The organism is Microbacterium algeriense (assembly GCF_008868005.1).
GTDB classification, from domain to species: Bacteria; Actinomycetota; Actinomycetes; order Actinomycetales; family Microbacteriaceae; genus Microbacterium; species Microbacterium algeriense.
Window position 1 is genome coordinate 281354 of sequence record NZ_WAAO01000001.1, and the last position, 24042, is coordinate 305395.

Below are 24042 nucleotides of genomic sequence, written 5' to 3' on the forward strand. Positions count from 1 at the left end.
GCCGTGTGCGGAACGCAGGTCTCGCTCTCCCGGAGGATCCGGTCGGCACACTCTCGCTGGTGATGATGTCCGGCCAGGCGCGGACGCCCGCCCGCGGCGCGTACCGACCGAAGTGGAGGTCTCGCACCTCCTTGGTAATGGGTGTTTCACGTGAAACATCAGAGCGCGGTCGGTGGCTCCACGCGGAAGGTGCTCGGCGCCATCGATTTCCGCTTGTAGGCCGAGTCGGTGGTGTTGGCTCACGTAGTTCGGTTGGTGGCTCAAGGTTCAGCGAGGGAACCCGACGACTGCGGCTCGGTGTTTCACGTGAAACACAGTCGCTTCTCGGCGGCCGATCGTCGCTGTGACTGGGTATCACCGACGTGGAGTGGACGCGGGAGCCAGAAGTGCGTCCTGGGGGAGAGGGCGACGCTTGGAGCACGGGCCTGGAACCGGCGCGATCCTTCGTGGCCTGCGCATCCTGCAGCTGCTTGTTCTCGTCCGCCCGGCGCATCGCAGGGGCAGATGGTGGGCCGGTCATGTCCCGCTGGAACGCTCGGCGTGCACGGGTCCGCGCTCTCGCAGGAGTGTGCCCTGCAAGACCGGCTCGCCCACTTGATGCGGAACAGCTACGGGGCGTGGGCAGACGGGACACAGGCACGCACCGTTTCACGTGAAACGGACGGTCGGTAACCCCGCAGGCCACTTCGGGATTGTCCGCGGGAGCGCCGCCTCGGCGGAGCGGGGGCCGCTTTGTCGGGATTTCACTATGCCGCAGCGAAAGGCCAACGGGCATTACTCCGGCGGAACGATGACAGTTGGGCGTGTGTCAGCGATCCGCAGGCCCCCATCCCGCACCCAAAGCGTCCGTCCCAGACCCCAACCGTGTGAGGCGGCCCCTGTTTCACGTGAAACAAGGGACGCTTCTCCCGCAGCTCCGCGATGAGATGTAGAGGTGCGGTACCGCTCATTCCGCGCCGCTACCGGGCCACTGGCGAGGGAACGTGGGCGCAAGCGATTAGAGTGGAACGCGGCCCCGAAAGGAGTGGATGTTTCACGTGAAACAGTCCGAAAAGGCTTCCTCGAACGAATCGTTCGGGATGGATACACCGCTCGCGCGGGAACTCGCCGACCTGTCCGCCCGGAGACGCGCGCTGGAGAGCACCACGGTGCAGTTCACGGGGGAGACCCGAGTGCTGACGGTGTCGAACCAGAAGGGTGGCGTCGGCAAGACGACCACCGCGGTCAACATCGGATCAGCACTGGCCGCGTTGGGCGCGAAAGTCCTGGTGATCGACCTCGATCCGCAGGGGAACGCCTCCACGGCACTCGGGGTGCCGCACAGTGCAGAGGTCCCCAGCGTCTATGACGTACTGATCGATGAGATGCCTCTCGCCGACGTCGTGCAGCCGAGTCCGGAGAACCCGAACCTCTTCTGTGCGCCGAGTACCATCCACCTCGCAGGCGCCGAGATCGAGCTCGTCGCCCAGGTGGCACGAGAGCACCGCCTGCGACGTGCTCTGGATGTCTACCTCGCTGACCACCCGATGGACTTCGTCATCATCGACTGCCCGCCGTCGCTCGGTCTGCTCACGATCAACGCCTTCACCGCTGCGTCTGAGGTCTTCATCCCGATCCAGTGCGAGTACTACGCGCTGGAGGGGCTGAGCCAGTTGCTCGGGAGCATCCAGATGATCCAGAAGCACCTGAATCCGCCGCTGCACCTCTCCACGATCCTGCTGACCATGTTCGACGGGCGCACGCGCCTCGCGCAGCAGGTCGCCGAAGAGGTTCGCACGCATTTCCCGGAGCAGGTGCTGGAGACCGTGATCCCGCGTTCGGTCCGGGTGTCCGAGGCTCCGAGCTTCGGGCAGACCGTGATCGCCTACGACGGACAGTCCGCCGGAGCGATCGCCTATCGGGAAGCGGCTGTCGAGATCGCGTCGCGCACCGCGACACAGAGCAAGGAGAAATGATGGCCAAGCGCACTGGACTGGGTCGGGGTATCGGCGCCCTCATTCCGACCGCCGATCAGGCGGAACGTCCTGTCGACGTCTTCTTCCCCGGAGCGAGCCTGCGGCAGACCGCGGTGGACGAGGCCGCCCCGGCGGAGGAGTCGCAGCCGGACACCGAGGTCGACACCCCCGATCTGGAAGCCGTGCCGGGAATCCACCTGATCCAGGTCGACCCGCATGCGATCGTCGCGAATCCGCGTCAGCCCCGAACTCACTTCGATCCGGAGGACCTGGCGGAGCTGGTGCACAGCGTTCGCGAGTTCGGCGTCCTCCAGCCGGTGGTCGTGCGCAAGAACGCCGACGGCGACTACGAGCTGATCATGGGGGAGCGACGTACCAGGGCCGCCCGCGAGGCAGGGCTCGACGCCATCCCGGCGATCGTCCGCGAGACGGCGGACGAAGATCTGCTCCGTGACGCCCTGCTCGAGAACCTGCACCGTTCGGAGCTGAACCCTCTGGAAGAGGCCTCCGCGTATCAGCAGCTGCTGGAGGACTTCGGCATCACACAGGAGGAGCTGGCCACCCGCATCGGCCGCTCCCGCCCGCAGATCAGCAACACGATCCGCCTCCTCAAGCTTCCGGTGCCGGTGCAGCAGCGGGTCGCGGCCGGCGTGCTCACCGCGGGTCACGCACGCGCCATCCTCAGCCTCGAGACGCCGGAATCGATGCAGCGTCTCGCCGACAAGGTCGTGAACGAAGACCTGTCGGTGCGGGCGACGGAGCAGGCCGCGAAGTCGCTGCCGTCGGCCGGTAAGACCGTGAAGCCGACGCCCGGTGCGCGGCGCGCCTACCTCGATGAGGTCGCCGGCAAGCTCGGTGACCGCCTCAACACCCGGGTGAAGATCGCCCTGGGTGCTCGAAAAGGCCAGGTCACGATCGATTTCGCTTCGATCCAGGATCTGAACCGCATCCTCGAGGAACTGGGCGAGAGCAGCTACGGCGCCGGGCGATAGCCGGGTGGCACGCGGTCCTCTAGACTCGCGTGATCGATGACGATGAGGGGGATGTCATGTCCAGACCAGTGGATGCAGCAGGTATCCGACGCCGCGTGATCGCGGTCAGCATCGCGGCGGCGTTGGGAGGGTTCCTCTTCGGGTTCGACACCGCCGTCATCAACGGCGCCGTCGACGCTCTCGCCGGCGACGTCTCGGGCTTCGACCTCGGCACCGGATTGAAGGGCTTCGCGGTCTCGTCCGCTCTCATCGGCTGCGCCGTCGGAGCATGGTTCGCCGGTCCGGTGTCCAACAGGTTCGGACGCATCCCGGTCATGGTGGTCGCGGCCGGCATGTTCTTCATCTCCGCGATCGGCTCCGGACTCGCGTTCAGCGTCGTCGACCTCATCATCTGGCGCGTGATCGGTGGCCTCGGCGTCGGAGCAGCCTCCGTCATCGCGCCCGCGTACATCGCCGAAGTCTCCCCCGCCGCCATCCGAGGTCGTCTCGGCTCGCTGCAGCAGCTGGCGATCGTGACCGGTATCTTCGCTGCTCTCCTGTCCGATGCGCTGCTCGCCGGAATCGCGGGAGAGGCCGATCAGCCCCTGTGGGGCCTCACCGCGTGGCGGTGGATGTTCATGGTCGCGGCGATCCCCGCCCTCGTCTACGGCCTGGTGTCGCTCCGACTCCCGGAATCGCCGCGCTATCTCGTCCGCAAGGGGGAGATGAAGCGCGCGGCAGACGTGCTCGAGACGGTGACGGGCACGATCGACGTCGACGCCAAGATCAAGGAGATCACGGGCACGATCGACACGGAGCGTTCGGAGTCGCTGCGCGACCTGCGCGGTAACCGTCTGGGCCTGAAGCCGATCGTGTGGATCGGCATCCTGCTGTCGGTGTTCCAGCAGTTCGTGGGCATCAACGTGATCTTCTACTACTCCACGACCCTGTGGCAGTCCGTGGGCTTCGATGAATCCAGCGCCCTCCTCACTTCCGTGATCACATCGGTCACGAACATCGTCGTCACGATCGTCGCTATCCTGCTCGTCGACAAGATCGGCCGGCGCATCATGCTGCTGGTGGGTTCGGTGGGGATGACCGTGACTTTGGGGCTCATGGCCGTCGCGTTCTCGTTCGGCACGCTCGACGCGCAGGGCACCGCGACGCTCCCCGATCCCTGGGCGACGATCGCCCTGATCTGCGCCAACGGGTTCGTGGTGTTCTTCGGCGCGAGCTGGGGTCCGCTGGTCTGGGTCCTGCTGGGCGAGATCTTCCCGAACTCGATCCGCGCCGGTGCCCTCGCGGTGGCCGCCGCGGCGCAGTGGGTCGCGAACTTCTTCATCTCCACGACGTTCCCGGCGTTCGCCGAGATCGGACTCACCTTCGCGTACGGGTTCTACGCCTTCTTCGCACTCCTGTCGTTCTTCTTCGTGTTTTTCAAGGTTCCCGAGACCAAGGGCAAGGAGCTCGAGGAGATGAGCGAGAACATGAAGGTGGAGCGCCGGAGGGGCCCGCAGCCGACGTAGGCTGGATGCATGAGCGAGTCCGTCGAACGTCGCGCGAGCCTGGAAGTGCTGCGCGCCGAAGCAGCTGACGAACTCGCTGTGCTCATTCAGGAGCGGCTCCTCGGCGGGGAAGATCCCTGGGAGTTCATGGAGGAGCTGCCGAGCGTCGACGAGCTGGTGGTCTACCTGCTGCGCGCCGACAACATCAACGCGAATGACGGGGTGCGACCCAATGCTGCCCGCCACTACCGCGTGCTCCGCCAGATCGCACTGGAGTATCCGGAGCTGACGTCGGCGGTGTGGGGACTCCTGGACGAGAAGCAGCGCCACCGCCGGTGGGACCCGACCGTCGCAGACGCCTCCTGAGATGACCGTCGCGCTGGTCCCCTACGACCCGGCGTGGCCATCCCTCTTCCAGCAGACGGTCGTGGAGCTGCGTGCTCACGGCAACCCGGGATGGGTGATCGAGCACATCGGCTCGACCGCGATCCGGGGGATGAGCGCGAAGCCGGTGATCGACGTCGCCGTCCGCATCGCGGATGACTCCGACTTCGCTGCGCACCGCGCGGGGCTGGAGGCTGCGGGGTGGCGGGTCGGCAGCGCCGTCCGCGCCCACCGGGTGATGATCTTCGTCGAGGACGGAGAGCGGACGCGCATCGCGCACTTCTTCGAAACCGCGTCCTGGGACCGGGTGAACCAGCGGATCCTGCGCGACTGGCTGCGGACGCACCCCGAGGATGCCGAGCTGTACGAGCGCGCGAAGCACGCCGCAGCCATGGCCGCTCAGCGAGGGACGGCGTCGTACAACGACGGGAAGACGGTGACGATCCAGGCGATCATCGACCGGGCTCGTGCGGAGCGCGGACTGCCCCCGGTCCCGGTCTCCGACAAGCGCTGACCGGGCGACGCCGTACGACGGCTGCGGACACAGGAAGGGCCGCACCTCCGAGGAGGTACGGCCCTTCGAGTCTGTGGGGATCAGCCGATGAACGCGGCCAGGTCCTTCTCCAGCGCGAACTTCGGCTTCGCGCCGATGATGGTCGTCTTGACCTCACCACCGCTGAAGACCTTCATCGCCGGGATCGACGTGATCTGGTACTTCATCGCCAGCTCCGGGTTCTCGTCCACGTTGAGCTTGAGGATGGTGATCTTGTCGGGGTTGTCGGCCTGGATCTCATCCAGCACCGGCGCGACCATGCGACACGGACCGCACCACTCGGCCCAGAAGTCCACCAGCACGGGACCGTCGGCCTGCAGAACGTCCTGCTCCCAGGTCGCCTGGCTCGTAGCCTTTGCACTCATCAGAGTTTCTCCTTGTTCGAGGTTCGCCTGCTACAACAACGGGCGAGGGGAAAGTGTTCCCGGCCCTGATCAGGCCGTGATGATCTCGGCGGCTTCCGCGGCGGGCACCTCGACGGACGCATCCTCGAGGTCAGCGAGGAAGTGCTCCGCGTCGAGAGCGGCGACCGTACCGGAGCCGGCAGCCGTGATGGCCTGACGGTAGGTGGGGTCGATGACGTCGCCCGCGGCGAACACACCGGGAACGGAGGTGCGCGAGGAGCGACCGTCGACCCAGATGGTGCCCTCCGGCGTGAGCTCGAGCTTGTCGTGCACGAGGTGGGTCCGCGGGTCGTTGCCGATCGCGATGAACAGCCCGTCGAGGGGAAGGTCGCGCAGGGTGCCGTCGACCGTGGAGCGCAGCTGCACGCCCTTCACCGCGTCGCCACCGAGCACCTCGGCGACCTCGCTGTTCCACACGAACTCGATCTTCTCGTTCGCGAAGGCGCGCTCCTGCATGATCTTGGAGGCTCGCAGGGAGTCCTTGCGGTGGATGACGTAGACCTTGTCGGCGAAGCGGGTGAGGAACGTGGCCTCCTCCATCGCGGAGTCACCGCCGCCGACCACCGCGATCGTCTTCTCGCGGAAGAAGAAGCCGTCGCAGGTCGCGCACCAGGACACGCCGTAGCCGGAGAGACGCTCTTCGCCCTCGATGTTCAGCTTGCGGTAGGCGGATCCGGTCGCGTAGATGAGCGTCTGCGTCTCGTGCACCGTCCCGGAACCGAGCGTGACGGTCTTGACGGGGCCCGCAAGGTCGAGCTCGGTGACGTCGTCGTAGACGACCTCGGTGCCGAACCGCTCGGCCTGCTCCTGGAACTTCGCCATCAGTTCAGGACCCTGGATGCCTTCGGGGAAGCCGGGGTAGTTCTCGACCTCGGTGGTGTTCATCAGCTCGCCGCCGACCTCGACCGAGCTCGCGATGAGCAGCGGCTTGAGGTTCGCTCGGGCCGCATAGATGGCAGCCGTGAATCCGGCGGGGCCGGAGCCGATGATGATGACCTGACGCATGTGCTCTCCGTCTTAGAAACTGCAGTCGAATGACCTTCGAGTGGTTCAACCCATGGTAACCGCGGGGCATTCCCCGGACAGTCTGCGCCGCGGTGCTGGGAGAACGCTCCGCCCGGGGCCGACCTCCGGCTCAGCGACCGGGGAGGAAGCGGCGCACCAGCCCGCTGGCGGCCTTGAGCTCGGGCGCGCGCAGCACAGCCAGGATCGCGACGTACACGGCCACGACGACGAGCCCGATGATCGCGGTGCCGAGTGCGCCCTGGATCTTGTCGTCCATCGTCCACCCGTCGGTGCCGCCCAGCAGGGCGAACACCGCCCAGCCGGCGAGACCGGCCGGAATCCCGGCGACGGCGAAGCGTGCGATGGCGGACATCCAGGAGCGGATGCGCAGGCCACCGAGCTTGCGGTGCAGCAGCCAGGTGGCCACGACGGTCTGCAGGATGCTCGCGATCGACTGCCCGAGGGCGACCGCCGCGGCGAGGGAGGTAAGGGGGATGATCCCGGCTTCCCGGAGACCGAGCGCGGCGAGGGCCGTGACCACGATGAGCACGCACTGGAAGATCGTGAACCAGAACGGGGTGCGGGTGTCGTCGTACGCGTAGAAGGTGCGCTGCACGATGAACAGGATCGTCAGGGGGATCAGACCGAAGAGGTAGGCGATCAGCACCAGCGCGGCCGCCTGGGCGTCGTCGGCGGAGTCGGTGAAGACCCGTGACGCGGGGATGGCCGCCGCGGCGACGGCGGCGGTGGCGGCCACGATGAAGAAGAGCAGCGTCCGGATGCTCTGCGCGATGTCGGCGCGCACCTCATCATCGCGGCCGGCGGCGGCATGCCCGCTGATCTGCGTGAAGTACGGGGTGCCGATCGAGAGCACGATCACCGAATACGGGAGCATGAAGATCAGCCAGGCGTTGGCGGTGACCGTGGCCGATGCACCGAGACCGGCCACCTCGCTGACGATGTACCCCTGGAGGATCCCCGCGGACAGGCTCGCGAAGGCCATGAGGAACGTCCAGCCGGCGAGACGGCCGACATTGCCGAGGCCCACGCCGCGCCAGTGGAAGTCGGGCTTCAGCGCGAGGCCCGTGCGACGCCAGAAGACGAGCAGGACGACCGCCTGGAGGGCGATTCCGAGCGTTGCGGTGGCGCCGAGCAGGGTGATCATCTCCGGCGTCCAGGCTGCCGCCTTCGTGGGTACCGGACCGAAGAGGGCGCCGAGAGCGAGGAACCCCGCGATCGACACGATGTTGTTGACGACGGGCGCCCAGGTGAACGGTCCGAAGATCTTGCGTGCGTTCAGCGCCTCGCCGAGCATCGCGTAGAGGCCGTACAGGAGGATCTGGGGCAGGCACCAGTAGGCGAGCGCCGTGGCGAGGGCGAGGGTGGCCTCGTTCGCCTTTCCGGCCACCAGGTGCACGAGCCACGGGGCTGCGGCGGTGGCGATCCCCGCCACCACGACCAGGACGACGGTTCCGAGGGTGAACAGCTTGGAGATGAAGGCGTTGCCCCCGTCCGCGTCCGCCGTCGCCTTGACGATCTGGGGGACGATGACGGCCGTCAGGATGCCGACCGAGATGAGCGAGAAGACGCTGTTCGGCAGCTGATTCGCATACGTGAACGCGTCTGCTGCCTCGGAGGCCACGGAGCCGAGGACGCCGACGAGCACGATGCTGCGGAGCAGCCCGGTGACGCGGGAGACGAGAGTGCCGGCGCCGATGATGGCGCTCGCGCGCCCGAGGCTACTCACGCGGTGCTCCGGGTTCGTCGAGCATGGCCTGCGTCTCCTCCAGCGATTCGATCTGCGCCTCGACGGCCGCCTCCTCAGCGGATTCGCGTCGCTTCCGTCGGACCGTGCGGATGACGCCGAGAGCGATCAACAGGACCGTGAGACCGCCGAAGATCACGAGTCCGATGGCCTCCCACTCCGCGCGCACGGCGACCCTGACCGACTGATCGCCCTGGATGAGGACGCCGGTGGGACTGTAGAGATTGAGCCGGAGGGTGACCTCGCCGCTGCCGACGCGGGCCGACACCGGCACCTTCACGCGGGTCGTCGAGTTCGCCTGCACCTCGGTCTCGATCATGGGCTTGACCTCGAGGCGGGGGTCGGTCGGCGAGGCGAAGAGCTGCACCGTCACCGGCCACGGCAGGTCGTTGCGCACGGCGATCGGGAGGTCGGCGTTGGCCGTGAGGAGCTGGATCGTGCTCGACGGCGGGATGCTGACAGCCGCGAGAGTGCCCTGCGTCCGCGCCTGGTGCTCGGCCACGTCCTCGGCGAACGCGCTTTCCGAGGTGCCGACGGCGAGTGTGCGCATGATCCGGATCCGCTCCGGGCTCAGCAGCACCTGAGGGTCGCTGAGGATGGAGGAGAAGGCCGTGAGGGCTCCCTCGTCGGCGAGCAGACTCGTCACGGCGGCGGCGCGAGCGGGGTCGGGCGCATCCGTGAGAGTAGCCGCGGCGGCAGGCGTCGCACGGAGGGCGGCGAGTTCGAATCCGATCGAGTCCGCCGTGGAGATCGCGTCACGCAGCGCGTCGGACGACCGATTCTCGTCTCGATCCAGCCCGATGAGCAGGGGAGCACCCGGAGCGCGGCCCTGCGCGAGCTGGAGGAGAGCGGTCGCTTCGGCGAGCAGCCGCTGCCGCTTCACGGCATCCGCGGTGCCGGCCACCTGGGACAGCGCCTGCGAGATCGCGGCATCCGTCACCAGCAGATCCTGGCCGTCCACGGTCGCGTGCGCGACGCTCTGCCCGCCGACGGCCGTCGACGAGACGATCGTGGTGGTCCCGTTCCCGAGATAGCCGGCGAAGGCACGCAGATCGCCTTGCGTGAGGCTGTCGTCCGGCCAGAGGATCCGCGGGAGGGCCCCCTCGACGGCGGTGAGCTCCGCGTCGGTCGGCAGCACGGGTGCGTCCGTGGGCTGCGGGGTCGGCACGGATGCCGCCCCGGGAGTCGCCGTCGGAGTGGGGGTGGCTGTGGCCGCATCGCGCGGGAAGTTCACGGGGTCGAGGTACGGAGCCAAAGTCGTCGGCTGCAGCAGCTCGGGCAGCCCCGCCTGCGCCTGGGCGGCGGCATCCGCGTCGGCGAACTGGAGAGCGAATCGCGTGTTCGGAAGCTCGTCGAGCCGTGTGAGCCATTCGCGGGCCGTCTCCGGAGCCGACGTGCCGAGCACCCGGATCGCGGCGGGGATCGCCGGGTCGAGGGCGATCACGGCCGTGGTCCCTGCGACGCCGTCGAGTTGTGCCGTCAGATCGCCGTCCGGGGCGGTGAGCGTCGAGAGCTCCTCGGCGGTCAGCAGCGCACCGTCGGCGGGGGTGGCGGTCACGGGGACGAGGACCCCGATCTGCGTGGTCTCGGAGGCGGCCACCACGAGCACGCTGGTCGCGGTCGTCTCGACTCGGACCCGCGAATCCTCGCCGAGCCGTGCGCCGGTCAGCTCCGCACGGAGCGGGTACACCCCCGGGGGGAGGTCGCCGATGGTGCTCTCCGGAACGAAGATCGTGCTGGTCGCGTCAGCGCCGGCGTTCACGGCAGGAGTCTGGTCGCTGCCGATCGAGAGGAAGTCGCCGGCGGCCTCCCCGTCATCGAGCCACGTCGACACGGCTGCGTCATCGGTCAGCGGAGTCCTGTTGAGCTCGACGTCCACCTGAGCGGCCGAGAGCCGCGACTCGCTGTCGTTCTCGACCGTGACCATCGCGGTGGCCGACGATCCCGGCGCGATGAGACCCCGCAGCCCGGCGGAGACATGCAGCGTGACGCTCTGCTCATCGCTCGACGGAGTCGGATCGGCGGCACTCGCCGAGGCCGGTGCCACGACAGCGAGGCCGCCGACGGCGATCGCGAGAACAGCGGTCCTGGCGGCGAGCCGTCGTAGGCGCGCGCGGAGGCCGTGTTCGGGGGTGGTCGCGGTCATGGAGGTCTTCCTCGAACGCCCGGGAAAGGGCTGATCGTGAGTACTGACCTTGCGATTCTAGGAGGCTCGGGGAAGGAGAACCCTGAAGACGCGTAGAGTGACGGCCGTGTCCGACACCCCCGCACCCTTCCCTGACCCGCTCCTGACCGCCGCGCTCGCCGCGGATCTGGACAGCGCCGATCTCCGTTCGGAGCCTCTTCGGCGACTGTGGGGGGAGGAAGCGGACGATGCCCTCGCCCGCGGCATGCGGGAGCCGATCCTGCGTGCGATCGCGGACGACCGCGGGGTGCTCGCGACACTCGGACGACTGCTGGTGCTGGGAATGGCTCAGCCGACGCGTGCGGTGGCCGACGCGCTGCCCCGCCTGGGCGTGGACGGCCTCGTCGCCCTCGGGCTCGCGACGCGTAAGGGCGACGACGTGATCCCGACCGCGCTCCTGCGCCCCCAGTCGTTCGTCGACGCGGACGGCGTCGGGGAGTGGTGGATCGCCAGCGACCTCGACGAGGTGGCTCTCGACGGCCCGCTGCCCGCCGATCACGTGCTCGGCGTGGGGGGCGCGTCACGGACTCTGGCCGAGACGGTCGTGCCCGTGCAGGTCGACCGCGCGCTCGACCTGGGCACGGGGTGCGGCATCCAGGCGCTTCTCGTATCCCGCAGAGCCCGATCGGTCGTCGCGACGGACATCTCCGCTCGCGCTCTGGCGTTCGCCGAGCTCAACGCCCGCCTCAACGGGGTGACGAACATCGAGTTCCGGCTCGGGAGCATGTTCGAGCCGGTGGCGGGGGAGGCGTTCGACCTGATCGTCTCCAATCCCCCCTTCGTGATCACCCCGCGCGTGGATGGGGTGCCGGCGTACGAGTACCGCGACGGCGGCCTGGTGGGTGACGCGCTGGTGGAGCAGTTCGTGCGGACCGCCCCGCGGTTCCTGACGCCGAACGGCATCGCGCAGCTGCTCGGCAACTGGGAGTCGAAGGCGGGCGTCGCCGGTCTCGTCCGGCTCGAGGCCTGGGTACCGACGGACCTCGACCTCTGGGTCATCCAGCGAGAGGAGCTCTCCCCGCTGGCATACGCGGAACTGTGGATCCGTGACGGAGGAACGACACCGCGCGACTCCGCTTTCACTCCGCTGCTCACCGCGTGGCTCGACGACTTCGCAGCGCGAGGGGTGACGGCGATCGGGTTCGGCTACGTGCTGCTCCGGCGGCCCGCCGCGGGCGACGACGCAGAACCTCTCCGGCGCACCGAGCGGATCGCCCAGCCCGTGTCGAACGTCGGAGCCGCCCTGGGTGCCGGACTCGCGGCCCACGACGCGCTGGCACACGGGGTCCCCGCGACGCTGGTGACGGCGCCGGATGTCACCGAGGCGCGGCACTTCCTGCCCGGCAACGACGATCCGAGCGTCATCGAGTTGCGGCAGGGCGGGGGATTCGCCCGCACCGTCAACGTGGATCCCGCGCTCGCCGGGTTCGTCGGCGCCTGCGACGGAGAGCTGACCGTGATGCAGATCGCCGCTGCTCTGGCAGACCTGTTCGAGGTGCCCCTCGACGAGCTGTGGGCCGAACTGGAGCCGCGCATCCGCTCGCTCGTCCGCGACGGTCTGCTCGTGCCGGGGGAATAGAAGCGCCTTCCATGCGTTCGAATACATCATGAAGGCTTTCGGATTCCTCTCCTTCGGGCACTACGCGGATGTGCCCGGTTCGGCGACCCGCACGGCGGGCGACATGCTGAAGCAGACCATCGAGATCGCCGAGGGCGCAGACGAGATCGGCGTCAACGGCGCCTCGGTGCGCGTGCACCACTGGGCGCGTCAGGCCGCGTCGCCGATGCCTCTGCTCTCCGCCATGGCGGCCCGCACGAAGCGCATCGAGGTCGGCACCGGCGTGATCGACATGCGCTACGAGAACCCTTTCCAGTTCGCGGAGGAGGCCGCCGCCCTGGACCTGATCGCCGACGGACGCATCGCGCTCGGCGTCAGCCGCGGTTCACCCGAGACGGCCCTGCGCGGCTACGAGACCTTCGGGTTCCACGACGAGGAGGACCCCGAGCGCGGCAGCGTGCTCGCTCGCGAGAAGTTCGACCTGTTCCTGCGTGCGATCGACGGCGAAGGACTCGCACCCGGCGACCCGCGCATGGTGGGCGCCGGCCGGTACCTGGCGATCGAGCCGCAGTCGCCCACACTCCGCGATCACATCTGGTGGGGATCGGGATCCCGCGCGACCGCGGAGGAGACCGGACGCAAGGGCCTCAACATGATGAGCTCGACCCTCGTGACCGAGGCGACGGGTCAGCCGTTCCACGAGCTGCAGCGCGAGCAGATCGACCTCTTCCGCGCGGCGTACAAGGAGGCCGGCCACACCGGCACCCCGCGTGTCTCGGTGAGCCGCAGCGTCTTCCCCCTGGTGTCCGACATGGACCGCGCGTACTTCGGCCTCCGCAGCGAGGAGAACGCCGACCAGGTCGGCATCATCGACGGATTCCGCTCCACGTTCGGCAAGACCTACGCCGCGGAGCCCGACGTGCTGATCGAGCAGCTCCGCCAGGACGAGGCCGTGATGGCCGCAGACACCCTGATGCTCACGATCCCGAACCAGCTCGGACCGGACTACAACCTGCACGTGCTGGAGTCGTTCGCGAAGCACGTCGCTCCCGCGCTCGGCTGGAAGCCGAACACGGAGGGCCCGGTCCAGGGGTACCCGATCGCCTGAGAGCGAACCGTCTCTTGACACGGGGCGGGCGAGCACGGACGCTGGGGGACGGCGCGTCGAACGGACGCGGCGTCCCCCTTCTCCTCCGGAGGCCCCGATGACCCGTGTCCGCGTCGATCTCAACATCTCGCTCGACGGCTTCGCCACCACGACCGACCAGACGCCGGAGAACCCCTTCGGCGAGGATTGGGGTCGCCTGACCGCCGCCTACACCGCCACGCGCACCTTCCAGGAGCGCGTGTTCCACGACACGAGCGGAGCCGGGACCACGGGCGTCGACGAGAAATACGCCGCACAGTACTTCGAGAACATCGGGGCGGAGATCATGGGGGCCGGGATGTTCGGTCTCCACGCGAATCCGGACGACCCCGACTGGCGCGGCTGGTGGGGCGAGGAGCCCCCCTTCCACGCCCCGGTCTTCGTGCTGACGCACGCTCCGCGTCCGTCGGTCGAGTTCGACAACGGCACCAGCTTCCACTTCCTCTCGGCATCCCCGGAGGAGGCGCTGCAGAAGGCCGTCGAGGCCGCGGACGGACGCGACGTGCGCGTCGGCGGGGGCGCGACGACCGTGCGCGAGTTCCTGCGCGCCGGTCTGATCGACGACCTGCACGTCGGGATCACCCCGATCCTGACCGGCAGCGGCATCCGGCTGTGGGAGGACCTCCGCGGACTGGAGTCCGGTCACCGCGTGACCTCCGAGGTCGCGGAGTCCGGCGTCGTGCACGTCACGTTCTCGCGCGAGGGCTGATCCTCAGCCGCTCTCGCCGCGCCGTCGGAGGCTCCGCGCGACCAGCAGGCCGGCGGCGGCCGCGAGCAGGCCCGCTGCGGCGAGCAGCGCTGTCGGGCCGGAGAGGCCTGTGGTGGCGAGGTCACCCGCCCCCGGATCAGCCGTGGGGGCGGGAGCCGGGGTGCTCGGGCTCGGGTTCGGGCTCGGTGCGGGGTCCGGCGTGTCCGCCGTGTAGGAGTTGTCGATCGTGACGGTCGTGTCCGTCCCCGCAGCGACCGGGAACCAGCTGTCGAACGGCTCGAGAGGAACCGCGGGGCCATCGTCGGTGCGCACGGTCGCCGAGGTCACCACGGAGGCGCCCGCCGCGGCTCCCGTCGCCGTCTCGACGACTCGGCATCGCTGATCGTCGAGCACAGGGGCCTCGCCGGTGTCGAACGCCGCGCTTCCCCGCGGGACGGTGAACGCGTAGTCGGTGTCCGGAGTGCACTGCACCTCCAACTCGGCATCGCCGTCGCGCAGTCGGACGTCGGTCGTGGCGTTCTTGATCACGCGCAGGCGCCCCGCCGGCCGGAACACGTTCGTGAAGTCGCAGACGGCGTCCGGGTTCTCGGTCGTGAGGGTCACGTCGACGCTGGCCGCCGCGAGATCCACGTCGGCGTCGTTGGGTCCGCAGTCCACGGATTCGAGAGCCCACGAGCCCGCGGCGCTCGGTGCGGGCAGGAGTTCGACGATCCCGTACCGGGAGGCGGGATCGACCACCAGCTCACTCGGCGCTGCGCCGTCCCACTCCACTTCCTCGAACCGATCGGCGTCGGTGGTCGTGACGGTCGCGCGATACGCCTCCCCGGCGTCGGCGGCGATGCGCTCGCCATCCCGCTGGGTGACCACGAACCCCGCGGTGCCGGGCGTGGGCGAGGTGGCCTTGCGGATCGTGATCGAGCCGCCGGGAGTGAACTCGTTCGTGACGAGGCAGTCGAACTCCTCGCCCTCGCCGATGCGGATACTGCCTGTGCGCTGCCGACCGTCCGTCGTGACCGGCACGGTGCTGCCGTTGCACTGCGCGTCCACGAGATCCCAGCTGCCCGCACCGGTGGACGCAGGCAGGGTCTCCGTCACGGTGTAGGTGCCGGGGATCGACCCGACGGCGTCCGCGACGAGAGCCTGATCGCCGTCTCCCTCCGTGGTGACGGTGGCGGTGCGGTCGACGCCGGGGTCGGGGACATCGATCGTGAACGGGAACGTCCCCCCGCCGCCGAGCGTGAGCTTCGAGAGCGAGCCCGGCCCCGTGAGCACCCGCTCGTTCGTGAACGTGCAGGTGACGGTGTCCCCGGCGAGCAGGCCGATCTGCGCCGTCTGCCCCGAGATGGACACCGGCGTCCCTCGGGCGCTGGTGCACGCCGGCGGTCCTGCGGGCTGCCAGCCGTCGCCGACCGACGCCTCCGATACCTGCCAGGCGGGGTCGCCCGCACCGACGGCGCCGCGGACGAAGGTCTGCGACGCGGGTGCTGTCGCGGTCGGGGCGAGGAGGAAGTCGTTCACGCCGTCGGCGTTCGTGTCGGCGAACGAGAGGTTGCCGTCGAAGCGGAACGTGCCCTGCCCGAGCGAGCCGGGAGCGAGCTGCTTCCGGATGACGATCGTCCCGGACTCCGGTGGCGGTGAGACGGCGTAGTAGTAGCAGAACACGTGCGTCTGGTTCTTGGGGAAGGAGACGAACTCCACGTTGTCTCCGTTGACGGCGTCCTGTGCGCAACGCAGGGCCGCGTAACCGTAGGTGGTCTGCTGTCCGTTCAGCGGCGCTGTCGGTGTGCCGCCCTGGACCCACAGGGTGCGACCGGAGCGGACGATGGCCGCCTGAGCGCTGTCGAGGGGCACGGTCACGGCACCGTCGATCGTGCGACCGGTGTCGGCGCCGTTCGCGTCGAGTTCGGGGATCTCGGGACGCGTGACGATCGCCGTGCCGAACGGCTGCGTCACCGTGGACAGGTCGAGCGTCGCGGGTGACTTGCCCTGGTACGACTGCCCCAGCGTCAGGCGCCAGTCCGAGAGCGGTCGGCAGTTCGGCGACCCGGCGGCCTCATCCGCGACGGTCACGACCCCGTTCCCCGGATACGTGCTGTCGGGGCCGAGGTCCCGGAGCGACTCCATGAGGTTGTTGCGCGCCTTGTTCGCCATCACATCGGTGTACTCGTCGCACACTCGGGCGACATAGGTCACCAACAGCGGGACATCCGCGGCGGTGGGCGGCAGCACGACCGCCGAGGCGCCGCCCGGCGCGAGGAGCGAACCCAGCAGGATCGTGCCCGCCAGCAGGGACGCTATCCGCCCGCGTCGTCGATCCGTCGTCTTCCTCATTCGTCGCGCCCTCCTCGCAGCTGCGCGGCAGAACACCCCCCGGTGTCGACACAGCACTGCCGACAGTACGACGCGGGCGCGACGAGACCCCCATCCAGCTCCACCCGCATTCCGGTCTTCCGATATACGTTGGCGCGATGCGGTGGGGGCACGTCTCGCGCGGTCGCACATTCACACCCAGGTCGCACGGATCCGCGCTTTTCCCTGCGACCGCGCGAGGATCTGCGACCGCGCGAGGAACTGCGACCGCGCGAGGAACTGCGACCGCGTGAGGAAACTGCGACTGCGGGAGGAAATTGCGACGGCGTGAGGAAACTGCGACCGCGCGAGGAAACTGCGACCGCGCGAGGAACTGCGACCGCGTGAGGAACTGCGACCGCGTGAGGAAACTGCGACGGCGGGAGGAAACTGCGACGGCGTGAGGAAACTGCCTAGCTGGCGGAAGGGGGCCCGAACAGCTCCTCACCGTGCTCGTGAAGCAGCCTGTACGCGTCGGCGAAGGTCTCCGGCTCCGGCTCCCCTGGTCTCCCGTAGCGGGCGAGGAGGAGACCGAGCAGACCGCGCGCCGGAGGAGTGAGCGGCTTGAGGTGGTCGTCCTCGTTCGGCTGCGGCGTCGTGTCCTCGGGGTTCGGCGGGGTGTAGGCGGGAGTGGTCACCGGCCAGTCCGCGGGGTGCCGGGGCTTGTCGAGGTTCACCACGTTCAGCAGGGTGTTCGCGGACTGGTCGCGGTCGTTGAGCGGCTTGAGCCCATGCAGACGGGAGAGCGTCGCGGTCACCGAACCGTGGTGCATCTCGTCGTGGATGATCGTCCCGCGCTTCGTGTACGCCGACACCGCGATCGCCGGGACGCGGCAGCCGAGCCGGTCGAAGGTGAAGCCCATCTCGCCGGCGCCCGTGTCGGGGGTGGGCTTGGTCGCGGCGGGCGGTGGCACGTGGTCGTAGCATCCGCCGTGCTCGTCGAACGTGATCAGCAGCAGGGTGTTGACGGCGTTCGAGCCCTTCGGCGAGGCGCTCGTGCGCACGGCCTCGTAGATGTCATGGATGAGCCGGTCTCCGGCGCGCACGTCGGAGATCGCGCTGTCGAACACGGGCTCGCCGTCGACCTCGCTCTCGCGCGGCTTTCCGAACGGCGGATGGAAGTCGTTGTGGTCGTAGACCATGCGCGGCTCGATGAACGCGTATGCGGGGAGGGTGCCGTTCTTCGCGTCGGCGTAGAAGTCCTCCATCGTGCCGAAGTGCTCCGTGCGCCAGTACTTCTCCAGCACCGCCGCATGAAGCATCCCCGTGAAGGAGACGAGCTGGAGCTTGTCGATGTAGACCTTCCAGCTGAGCTTCTCGTCCTCGAGGCGATTGAACACCGTCGGTGCTGCGGGAGCATCGATCCACTTGCGGTAGCCGCCGCCGGCCTGGTTCGTCACGAAACCGTGCGAGGTCGAGGCGTGGAAGAAGGACCGGTTGCAGAAGGTCTGCGACGGCACTCCCGCGTACCAGTGATCGAACACCGCGAACTCGGCGGCGAGGGTCGACAGCACCGGAAGCATCTCGGGCGAGAACGAGCCCATGATGTGCCTGGCCTCGTCGACGCTCGGCTCCTTGCCCTGGCGGAGCCGCCGGAAGTTGATGATGTAGTCCTGGAGGAAGCCGGACATCGCCGCCTTCTCGCCGTGCGTCGGCGCGTTGAAGGGCGCGCTCATCTGATCGACGAACAGATCGGCGTTGGGCTTGGGGTCGACCGTGCCGAAGATCTGCGTGTTGACGTGCGGATACTCCTCACCGGGGTCCGGATCGGGAAGGCTCATGATCCGGTCGGTGTCGCCGGTGTAGACATGGGCATCGACCACCGTGCCGTCCGAGGCGGTGTTGCTGTACGAACCGAAGTTCAGACCCTCGAACTTCTCGCCGTCCGGCAGGTTCTGCGACGAGTACAGATAGCCGAGGAGGTTGTCGAAGGAGCGGTTCTCGCCCATCACGACGACGAGGTGATCGAACCCCGGCTCGCTCCGCGGCGTGAGCGCGGCGAAGGGGTCCGGGTCGTCGGCGAAGCCGTTCCGACCGTTGCCGCCCGCGACGGAGGCGCCGATCGCCGCGCCTCCTGCTCCCCCGACGACGGCGCCGGCGATCGCTGCGCCGCCCACCTTGAAGAACCCGCGACGAGACGTGTCGCGGGGAGCGGATGCGGGGGTGGGGGTGTCGTCTTCGGCCACGAGGCGATCCTAAGCGCGGACATCGCCCGACCACAGGTGTCTCAGAATATTGGTGTTCCAGGAGGAGGATCGGCGCCTCTGGGAGGATCGACGGATGCAGCCCGCCATCCTCACCACGGATCCCGCCCGGCCCTGGGCCCGACCCTCGGTGGTGTTCGCCGCCTTCCTCGCGGCTCTGCTCGGCGCGGTCCTGCTCTTCAGCGGGGACAGCGGACCCGTCTTGCTTCTCTGCCTCGTGGCGGTCGCGCCCGCAGCGGTCGTGACGATGTTCGCGGCGCGGTGGCTGGCACCACGGGGGTTGCGGGCCTGGACTCCGACCCTGCTCGCGGTGATGTGGGGCGCGGGCGGTGCCGCCCTCCTCGCGGCCTGGGGAGGCGCCTGGGTCTCCGACGTGGTGGTCTACGTCGACGACCAGAACGTGCTGCGCGAGGCGATCCCGAGCTCGTGGGTGCTGACTCCGCTCGTCGAGGAGCTCGCCAAGGGGGTGGGTGTGCTCGCCGTGCTGCTGCTCGCTCGACGCGCGGGACTCCGGGGTGTGCTGTTCGGGGCGATGGTCGGCGCGCTCGTCGGCGTCGGTTTCGGGTGGATCGAGGACGCAGCCGCGATCGCTTCCGACATCGCGGCGAACGACCTCGGCTACGGCATCGGCACCTGGATCGTGCGCACGGCGACCGCGCCGACCCATGCCGCGTTCACGATCTGGACCGGGGCGGCGTGCGGACTGGCGATGGCGAAGCGCCGACGCTGGGCGCGACCGCTGATCGCGCTCGCCGGATTCGCGGTCGCCTGTGTGGCGCACGGTGCGGTCAATCACGCCAACCTCACCGGCTTCGGCGTCGCGCTGCTCACGGCCTTCGGCTGGGTCGCCCTCACCGCCGCCGCGGCCGTCACCGCCCGCTTGCTCCTCACCCGCCCCCACCCCTGACGCCCGCCCGCCTCGCGCCCGTCCGTCCGTCCGCCTCGGTCTCGGACGCGTCCGTCCGTCCGCCCGTCTGCCTCGCGTCCGTTCGTCCGTCCGCCTGCACAACTTCGGAGATCTGAGACGACACGCCGGCCGGAACCGGCGGCGCCGCGGTGTGTCGCGACCGATCTCCGAAGTTGTGCGGGGGGAAGAGTGGGGGAAGCGCGTGGGGACCCCACGGGGAGGAGGGAGGGGGAGGGGGAGGGGCGGGGCGCCGCCGGGGGACCCGACGGCGCCCAGGGCGTGCGAGGGACTAGTCCGCGGGGGGAGCCTCGGCGACGGCGTGCTGCCGACGGCGACGCAGGGCGAACAGGCCCAGGCCGGCGGCGAGCAGCACCACAGCCGCGATCACATACGGCATGCTGTCGGCTCCGGTCGCGGCGAGGTCTCCGTCCGAAGATCCGGTGGATGCGCCGCCGGAGCCGCCCTGACCGGGGGCGACGGCACCGCCGCCCGCCGCAGCGGTGACCGTGACCGGCGTCGTGACCTCCGTGCCGTCGGGGAGGATCACGGCCAGCGTATGCGTCCCCGCCGGGGTCTCCGCCGGAATCGTGACCGTGCGGGAGAACGTGCCGTCCGTCGCCGCGGTGACCGTGCCCAGCGACACCGGGTCGGAGCGGAGTTCGAGCTTCAGCTCGGCCCCTGGCGTGAAGCCGTCACCCGACACCGAGAGCGTGCCGCCGGCGACGACCGTGGCGGCCCCGAGCGAAACCGTCGCGGGCGTCTCGGGTTCCGGCTCCTCGATGACCGGCGGGGTCACGCCGGCCTCTGTGACCCACTTCTCGCCGGCGTCGGACTTCGTCACGGTGAAGGTGTCGTACACCGCGCCGACGGGAAGGTCGGTCGAAGCGGACGCGGTCTTCTCCGCGAGGTAGGAGCGGTACACGAGCTGATCCTTCGAGACGTCGATGACCTGGTACGTCGTGACACCCTCGCCGCGCAGCACCTGGGTGGCGCCGTTGTTGGTCCAGACGTTCTTCTCGGCGGTCTCCAGGTCGTAGTGCTTCGCGCCGGAGTTCGACACGACGTAGACCGGTCCCGTCGTGAGACCGGGGGTCTCCGTCGCATCCGTGTTCACGTATCCGCGGGCGTAGGTGTGGTCGTGTCCCATGAGCACGAGGTCGATGTCGTTGCGCTGGAAGACGGGCAGCCACTCGGCGCGGAGTACCGGCTCATCGCGGCCGGCCGAGGCCGAGAACACCGGCTGGTGGAACGTGACGACGTTCCACTTGGACGGACTGTTCTGCAGCAGCAGATCGAGCCAGGCGGCCTGGAAGCGTGTCCAGAGGACGGCGATCTGACTCGACGGGCACTCCTCGCCCGTGCACGAGGGAAGCCCCGCCGGAGTGAGGAAGGTCGTGTCGCGGGTCGCGTTCAGCGTGATGAAGCGCACGCCCTGGTAGTCGGTGTAGTACGCCGTCTCGGCGGCGAACGAGCTCCAGTGGTCGAAGAACGCGCGGTACTGCTGCGCGACCTCCGAATCGCCCTTGGCGAGGTCGGCCAGCTCGCCGATCGTGCTCGTCGACGGGTTGTTGTGCGGGTACTCGAACGCGGCCTTCCAGGCCGTGAGCAGCTTGTCGCCGGAGTACTCGTGGTTGCCGGGGGCGGCCATCACGTTGGTGCGGACGGCCGAGTCCTTCATGCCCTTGAACCAGTTGACCCACTCGTTCTCGTTGCTCGACGTGTTGATCAGGTCGCCCGCATGCACGGAGCCGATGGAGCGCGGCGCGTTGGCTTCCGCCTGCTTGACGACGCTCGGCCACGTGGTGTCGAGTCCGATCTGGGCGTCGCCGTAGTAGATGAACTGGAAGTCGGTCGCATTCGGGTCTGCGGTGCGGAACGTGAACCAGTCGCTCCAGCTGCCGGGCAGACCGACGCGGTACCGGTACTCGGTGGCGGGGGTGAGGGCGGTCACCGTGGCGGAGAAGTGCTTGTTGAGGTTGCCGTTGACGACGCCGGCGTCATAGGCGTCGATCGTGCGGGTCTCCCCGCCGGCCGCGGGCGCGATCTCGACCTGGCCGACGGCGTGCGAGGCATCGCCGGCGAGCCACGAGAAGGACTGCGAGACGGTGGGCTGCTCGGTCGGGGTGAGGATCACCCGGGTGGGCGGGGCGACGACCGGGCTGCCGGGCTCGGATGCCTTGACCAGGGTGAGCGACGACATGTCGAAGTAGATGTCTGAGCTGGTCGCGCGGTCCTGGAACAGCGACACCGCGATCGTGTTCGTGCCGTCGCGCAGCAGGTCGCCCTCGGCGCTGAACGTGCTGGTGAGCGGGTCGCCGTTGGAGTCACCGGCGTACTCGACGTTGGCGGTGTCGGTGATGCGTCCGTCGACGTAACGGGCGACCTCTTCGCCGTTGATCCAGACGATGAGCGCGTCGTCGTAGGTGACGGTGCTCTGCAGCGCAGCGACCTGCTCGGCGACGCCCGCCTCCAGCTCGAAGGTCGTGCGGAAGAAGTAGGTCGGGACCGTCGGGGCCGCCGTCCCGTCGAGGTAGTGGTTCAGGAGGGTCTTCGGCGTCTGAGGGCCGACCGGGGCGAGCTTCCCGCCCTTCGCGCCGAACGATCCCGGGGCGGTCTTCCACGCGCTGTCGTCGTAGGCGGGGAGGGTCCAGTCGCGCAGAGCCGCCGGTGCGGGCGACGGGTCGGATCCGTCGTCGAGGTAGTGCCACGCGGTGTTGCCGGTGATCAGAGAGCCGGTCGGCACGTCGGGGTCGGGGGCGGCGAGGGCCGCGGGGGCGACGACGGCGCCGCCGAGCACGGCGAGGAGAGCGACGGATGTCAGTCCGCGACGCCGCCACCGCACCGCAGGGGAGGGGGAGGTCATGTCAGTCCTTCGGAGTGGGTTCTCGTGCGGAGCCGCACGGGCGCATCCAGCCCATCGAAGCCGGATGACGAGGACCTGACCCCGAGGCGAAGGCCGGGTGAACTCCTCGACGGGAGGGGAGTGAGGGCGCGGGTACGCTGGAAACCATGCTCAATATGGCTGACGGCCTCGCTCGTCTCGGTGCGCTCGCCGAGAACCCGGTCGTCCGCACTCTCGCGGCGGCGTTCGAGCAGGCGGGCTTCGATCTGGCTGTCGTGGGCGGGCCGGTGCGGGATGCGCTGCTCGGGCGCGACACGCACGACCTCGACTTCACCACGAACGCCTCGCCCGACGACATCCTGCGCATCGTCACCCCGGTCTCGACGGCGCAGTGGGACATCGGCCGTGCGTTCGGCACGATCGGCGCGCGCGTGCAGCGGGAGCAGGTCGAGATCACCACGTACCGCGCCGACAGCTACGACGGCGTGACCCGCAAGCCGACCGTCGAGTTCGGCGACACGATCGACGGCGACCTCGTCCGCCGCGACTTCACGGTCAACTCCATGGCCCTGCAGGTTCCCGCTGTGAAGCTCGTCGACCCGACCGGCGGGGTCGAAGACCTCATCGCCGGCGTGTTGCGCACCCCCGCCGATCCCCGGGTCTCGTTCGGCGACGACCCGCTGCGGATGCTGCGGGCGGCGCGTTTCAGCGCCCAGCTCGGCTTCCGCGTCGAGGAGGCGACGGCCGAGGCGATCGCCGAGCTCCGCGAGACCCTGAAGATCGTGAGTCCCGAGCGCATCCAGTCCGAGCTCGTACGCCTCATGCAGACGGACGACCCCGTGCGCGGCATCCGCGTGCTGGTCGACACCGGCCTGATCGACGAGTTCCTGCCCGAGATCACCGAGCTGCGCCTCGAAGTCGACGAGCACCACCACCACAAGGACGTGTACGAGCACTCCCTCACCGTCCTCAGCCAGGCGATCGAGCTCGAGCACTCCCGGCACCCCGGGGCCGCGCCCGACGTTCCGCTGCGCATCGCCGCGCTGCTGCACGACATCGGCAAACCCCGCACCCGGAAGCTGGAAGCGGGCGGCGTCGTGACGTTCCACCACCACGACGTGGTCGGTGCGCGTATGGCCCGCAAGCGCCTGCAGGCCCTGCGCTTCGACACCGAGACGACGAACGCGGTCGCCACGCTCATCGAGCTGCACCTGCGCTTCTTCGGATACGCGGAAGGGGCGTGGACGGATGCCGCGGTGCGCCGCTACGTCCGCGACGCCGGTGACCTCCTCGAGCGGCTGCACATCCTCACCCGCGCGGATGTGACGACGCGGAACAAGCGCAAGGCCGGCCGACTGGCCGCCGCCTACGACGACATCGAATCGCGCATCGCGGCTCTGCGGGAGCAGGAAGAGCTCGACTCGATCCGTCCCGAGCTCGACGGCAACCGTATCCAGCAGGTGCTCGGCATCAGCCCGGGCCGCGAGGTCGGCGAGGCCTACAAGTTCTTGCTCGACCTGCGCCTCGACGAGGGCGTGCTCGGTGAGGATGTGGCCGAGCAGCGCCTGCGTGAGTGGTGGGCCGCGCGCGGCTGAATCC

The 24042-nt window shown here is 69.1% G+C and carries 17 protein-coding genes; 10 read left to right on the forward strand and 7 right to left on the reverse strand.

What is annotated here, in order from left to right:
• Nucleotides 1–1079: 1079 nt before the first annotated feature.
• From F6A08_RS01340 to F6A08_RS01360, 5 genes are read left to right on the forward strand one after another with little or no spacing between them, the layout of a single operon-like run.
• Complete coding sequence (locus F6A08_RS01340; protein ID WP_017203847.1) at nucleotides 1080–1955, forward strand: ParA family protein; 876 nt, start codon at nucleotides 1080–1082, stop codon at nucleotides 1953–1955.
• Entirely contained in the window at nucleotides 1955–2947 is a 993-nt protein-coding gene (locus F6A08_RS01345; RefSeq protein WP_151458383.1) for a ParB/RepB/Spo0J family partition protein, read from the forward strand. Before F6A08_RS01340 ends, F6A08_RS01345 begins: the two co-directional genes overlap by 1 nt.
• 56 nt (nucleotides 2948–3003) lie before the next feature.
• On the forward strand, nucleotides 3004–4452 hold the full coding sequence (locus F6A08_RS01350; RefSeq protein WP_206427111.1) for a sugar porter family MFS transporter: 1449 nt from the start codon (nucleotides 3004–3006) through the stop codon (nucleotides 4450–4452).
• Between the two features lie 9 nt (nucleotides 4453–4461).
• Nucleotides 4462–4797, forward strand: coding sequence for a hypothetical protein (locus F6A08_RS01355; RefSeq protein WP_017203844.1), 336 nt, complete (start codon nucleotides 4462–4464; stop codon nucleotides 4795–4797).
• 1 nt (nucleotide 4798) lies between these two features.
• Nucleotides 4799–5329, forward strand: coding sequence for a GrpB family protein (locus F6A08_RS01360; protein WP_151458384.1), 531 nt, complete (start codon nucleotides 4799–4801; stop codon nucleotides 5327–5329).
• A gap of 80 nt (nucleotides 5330–5409) precedes the next feature.
• Here the strand turns inward: F6A08_RS01360 and trxA are convergent, their stop codons facing one another.
• From trxA to F6A08_RS01380, 4 genes are all read right to left on the reverse strand, one after another.
• A complete protein-coding gene (trxA, locus tag F6A08_RS01365) occupies nucleotides 5410–5733 on the reverse strand; it encodes a thioredoxin (RefSeq protein WP_017203843.1) in 324 nt (107 codons plus the stop codon).
• Nucleotides 5734–5802: 69 nt separating this feature from the next.
• Nucleotides 5803–6777, reverse strand: a complete 975-nt coding sequence (gene trxB, locus F6A08_RS01370; protein ID WP_017203842.1) for a thioredoxin-disulfide reductase — start codon at nucleotides 6775–6777, stop codon at nucleotides 5803–5805.
• Nucleotides 6778–6907: 130 nt separating this feature from the next.
• Nucleotides 6908–8524 (reverse strand): murein biosynthesis integral membrane protein MurJ, encoded by a 1617-nt coding sequence (gene murJ, locus F6A08_RS01375; RefSeq protein ID WP_151458385.1) that lies wholly within the window; start codon nucleotides 8522–8524, stop codon nucleotides 6908–6910.
• Entirely contained in the window at nucleotides 8517–10688 is a 2172-nt protein-coding gene (locus F6A08_RS01380; RefSeq protein ID WP_151458386.1) for a DUF6049 family protein, read from the reverse strand. Before F6A08_RS01380 ends, murJ begins: the two co-directional genes overlap by 8 nt.
• Nucleotides 10689–10785: 97 nt before the next feature.
• On the opposite strand from F6A08_RS01380, the gene F6A08_RS01385 reads away from it, so the two are divergent.
• The 3 genes from F6A08_RS01385 (at nucleotide 10786) to F6A08_RS01395 (ending at nucleotide 14141) form a co-directional block, all read left to right on the forward strand.
• Entirely contained in the window at nucleotides 10786–12306 is a 1521-nt protein-coding gene (locus F6A08_RS01385) for a DUF7059 domain-containing protein (protein ID WP_151458387.1), read from the forward strand.
• A gap of 28 nt (nucleotides 12307–12334) precedes the next feature.
• Nucleotides 12335–13393 (forward strand): LLM class flavin-dependent oxidoreductase, encoded by a 1059-nt coding sequence (locus F6A08_RS01390; protein WP_017203838.1) that lies wholly within the window; start codon nucleotides 12335–12337, stop codon nucleotides 13391–13393.
• A 97-nt stretch (nucleotides 13394–13490) separates the two neighbouring features.
• Nucleotides 13491–14141, forward strand: coding sequence for a dihydrofolate reductase family protein (locus tag F6A08_RS01395; RefSeq protein ID WP_151458388.1), 651 nt, complete (start codon nucleotides 13491–13493; stop codon nucleotides 14139–14141).
• Nucleotides 14142–14144: 3 nt separating this feature from the next.
• Here F6A08_RS01395 and F6A08_RS01400 read toward each other — a convergent pair whose 3' ends face one another.
• The gene (locus F6A08_RS01400) at nucleotides 14145–16472 is read right to left on the reverse strand and encodes a prealbumin-like fold domain-containing protein (RefSeq protein ID WP_151458389.1); all 2328 of its coding nucleotides are present in this window, start codon (nucleotides 16470–16472) and stop codon (nucleotides 14145–14147) included.
• Nucleotides 16473–16903: 431 nt separating this feature from the next.
• Nucleotides 16904–18676: an alkaline phosphatase family protein gene (locus F6A08_RS01405; RefSeq protein WP_151458390.1), complete on the reverse strand. Its 1773-nt coding sequence runs from the start codon at nucleotides 18674–18676 to the stop codon at nucleotides 16904–16906.
• A gap of 94 nt (nucleotides 18677–18770) precedes the next feature.
• Between F6A08_RS01405 and F6A08_RS01410 the strand changes: the two genes are divergently transcribed.
• Entirely contained in the window at nucleotides 18771–19601 is an 831-nt protein-coding gene (locus F6A08_RS01410) for a PrsW family glutamic-type intramembrane protease (RefSeq protein WP_151458391.1), read from the forward strand.
• Between the two features lie 289 nt (nucleotides 19602–19890).
• On the opposite strand, the gene F6A08_RS01415 is transcribed toward F6A08_RS01410, so the two are convergent.
• Entirely contained in the window at nucleotides 19891–22464 is a 2574-nt protein-coding gene (locus F6A08_RS01415; protein ID WP_151458392.1) for a fibronectin type III domain-containing protein, read from the reverse strand.
• Between the two features lie 146 nt (nucleotides 22465–22610).
• Between F6A08_RS01415 and F6A08_RS01420 the strand changes: the two genes are divergently transcribed.
• Nucleotides 22611–24038, forward strand: a complete 1428-nt coding sequence (locus F6A08_RS01420; protein ID WP_124896747.1) for a CCA tRNA nucleotidyltransferase — start codon at nucleotides 22611–22613, stop codon at nucleotides 24036–24038.
• Nucleotides 24039–24042 lie beyond the last annotated feature (4 nt).

Bases quoted from the DNA above. Each gene is read 5' to 3' on its own strand.
- F6A08_RS01420 (WP_124896747.1), top strand. From the start codon at position 22,611: ATGCTCAATATGGCTGACGGCCTCGCTCGTCTCGGTGCGCTCGCCGAG.
- F6A08_RS01415 (WP_151458392.1), bottom strand. From the start codon at position 22,464: ATGACCTCCCCCTCCCCTGCGGTGCGGTGGCGGCGTCGCGGACTGACA.
- F6A08_RS01410 (WP_151458391.1), top strand. From the start codon at position 18,771: ATGCAGCCCGCCATCCTCACCACGGATCCCGCCCGGCCCTGGGCCCGA.
- F6A08_RS01395 (WP_151458388.1), top strand. From the start codon at position 13,491: ATGACCCGTGTCCGCGTCGATCTCAACATCTCGCTCGACGGCTTCGCC.
- F6A08_RS01355 (WP_017203844.1), top strand. From the start codon at position 4,462: ATGAGCGAGTCCGTCGAACGTCGCGCGAGCCTGGAAGTGCTGCGCGCC.
- F6A08_RS01345 (WP_151458383.1), top strand. From the start codon at position 1,955: ATGGCCAAGCGCACTGGACTGGGTCGGGGTATCGGCGCCCTCATTCCG.
- F6A08_RS01380 (WP_151458386.1), bottom strand. From the start codon at position 10,688: ATGACCGCGACCACCCCCGAACACGGCCTCCGCGCGCGCCTACGACGG.
- F6A08_RS01340 (WP_017203847.1), top strand. From the start codon at position 1,080: ATGGATACACCGCTCGCGCGGGAACTCGCCGACCTGTCCGCCCGGAGA.
- F6A08_RS01390 (WP_017203838.1), top strand. From the start codon at position 12,335: ATGAAGGCTTTCGGATTCCTCTCCTTCGGGCACTACGCGGATGTGCCC.
- trxA (WP_017203843.1), bottom strand. From the start codon at position 5,733: ATGAGTGCAAAGGCTACGAGCCAGGCGACCTGGGAGCAGGACGTTCTG.
- F6A08_RS01400 (WP_151458389.1), bottom strand. From the start codon at position 16,472: ATGAGGAAGACGACGGATCGACGACGCGGGCGGATAGCGTCCCTGCTG.
- trxB (WP_017203842.1), bottom strand. From the start codon at position 6,777: ATGCGTCAGGTCATCATCATCGGCTCCGGCCCCGCCGGATTCACGGCT.
- F6A08_RS01350 (WP_206427111.1), top strand. From the start codon at position 3,004: ATGTCCAGACCAGTGGATGCAGCAGGTATCCGACGCCGCGTGATCGCG.
- F6A08_RS01360 (WP_151458384.1), top strand. From the start codon at position 4,799: ATGACCGTCGCGCTGGTCCCCTACGACCCGGCGTGGCCATCCCTCTTC.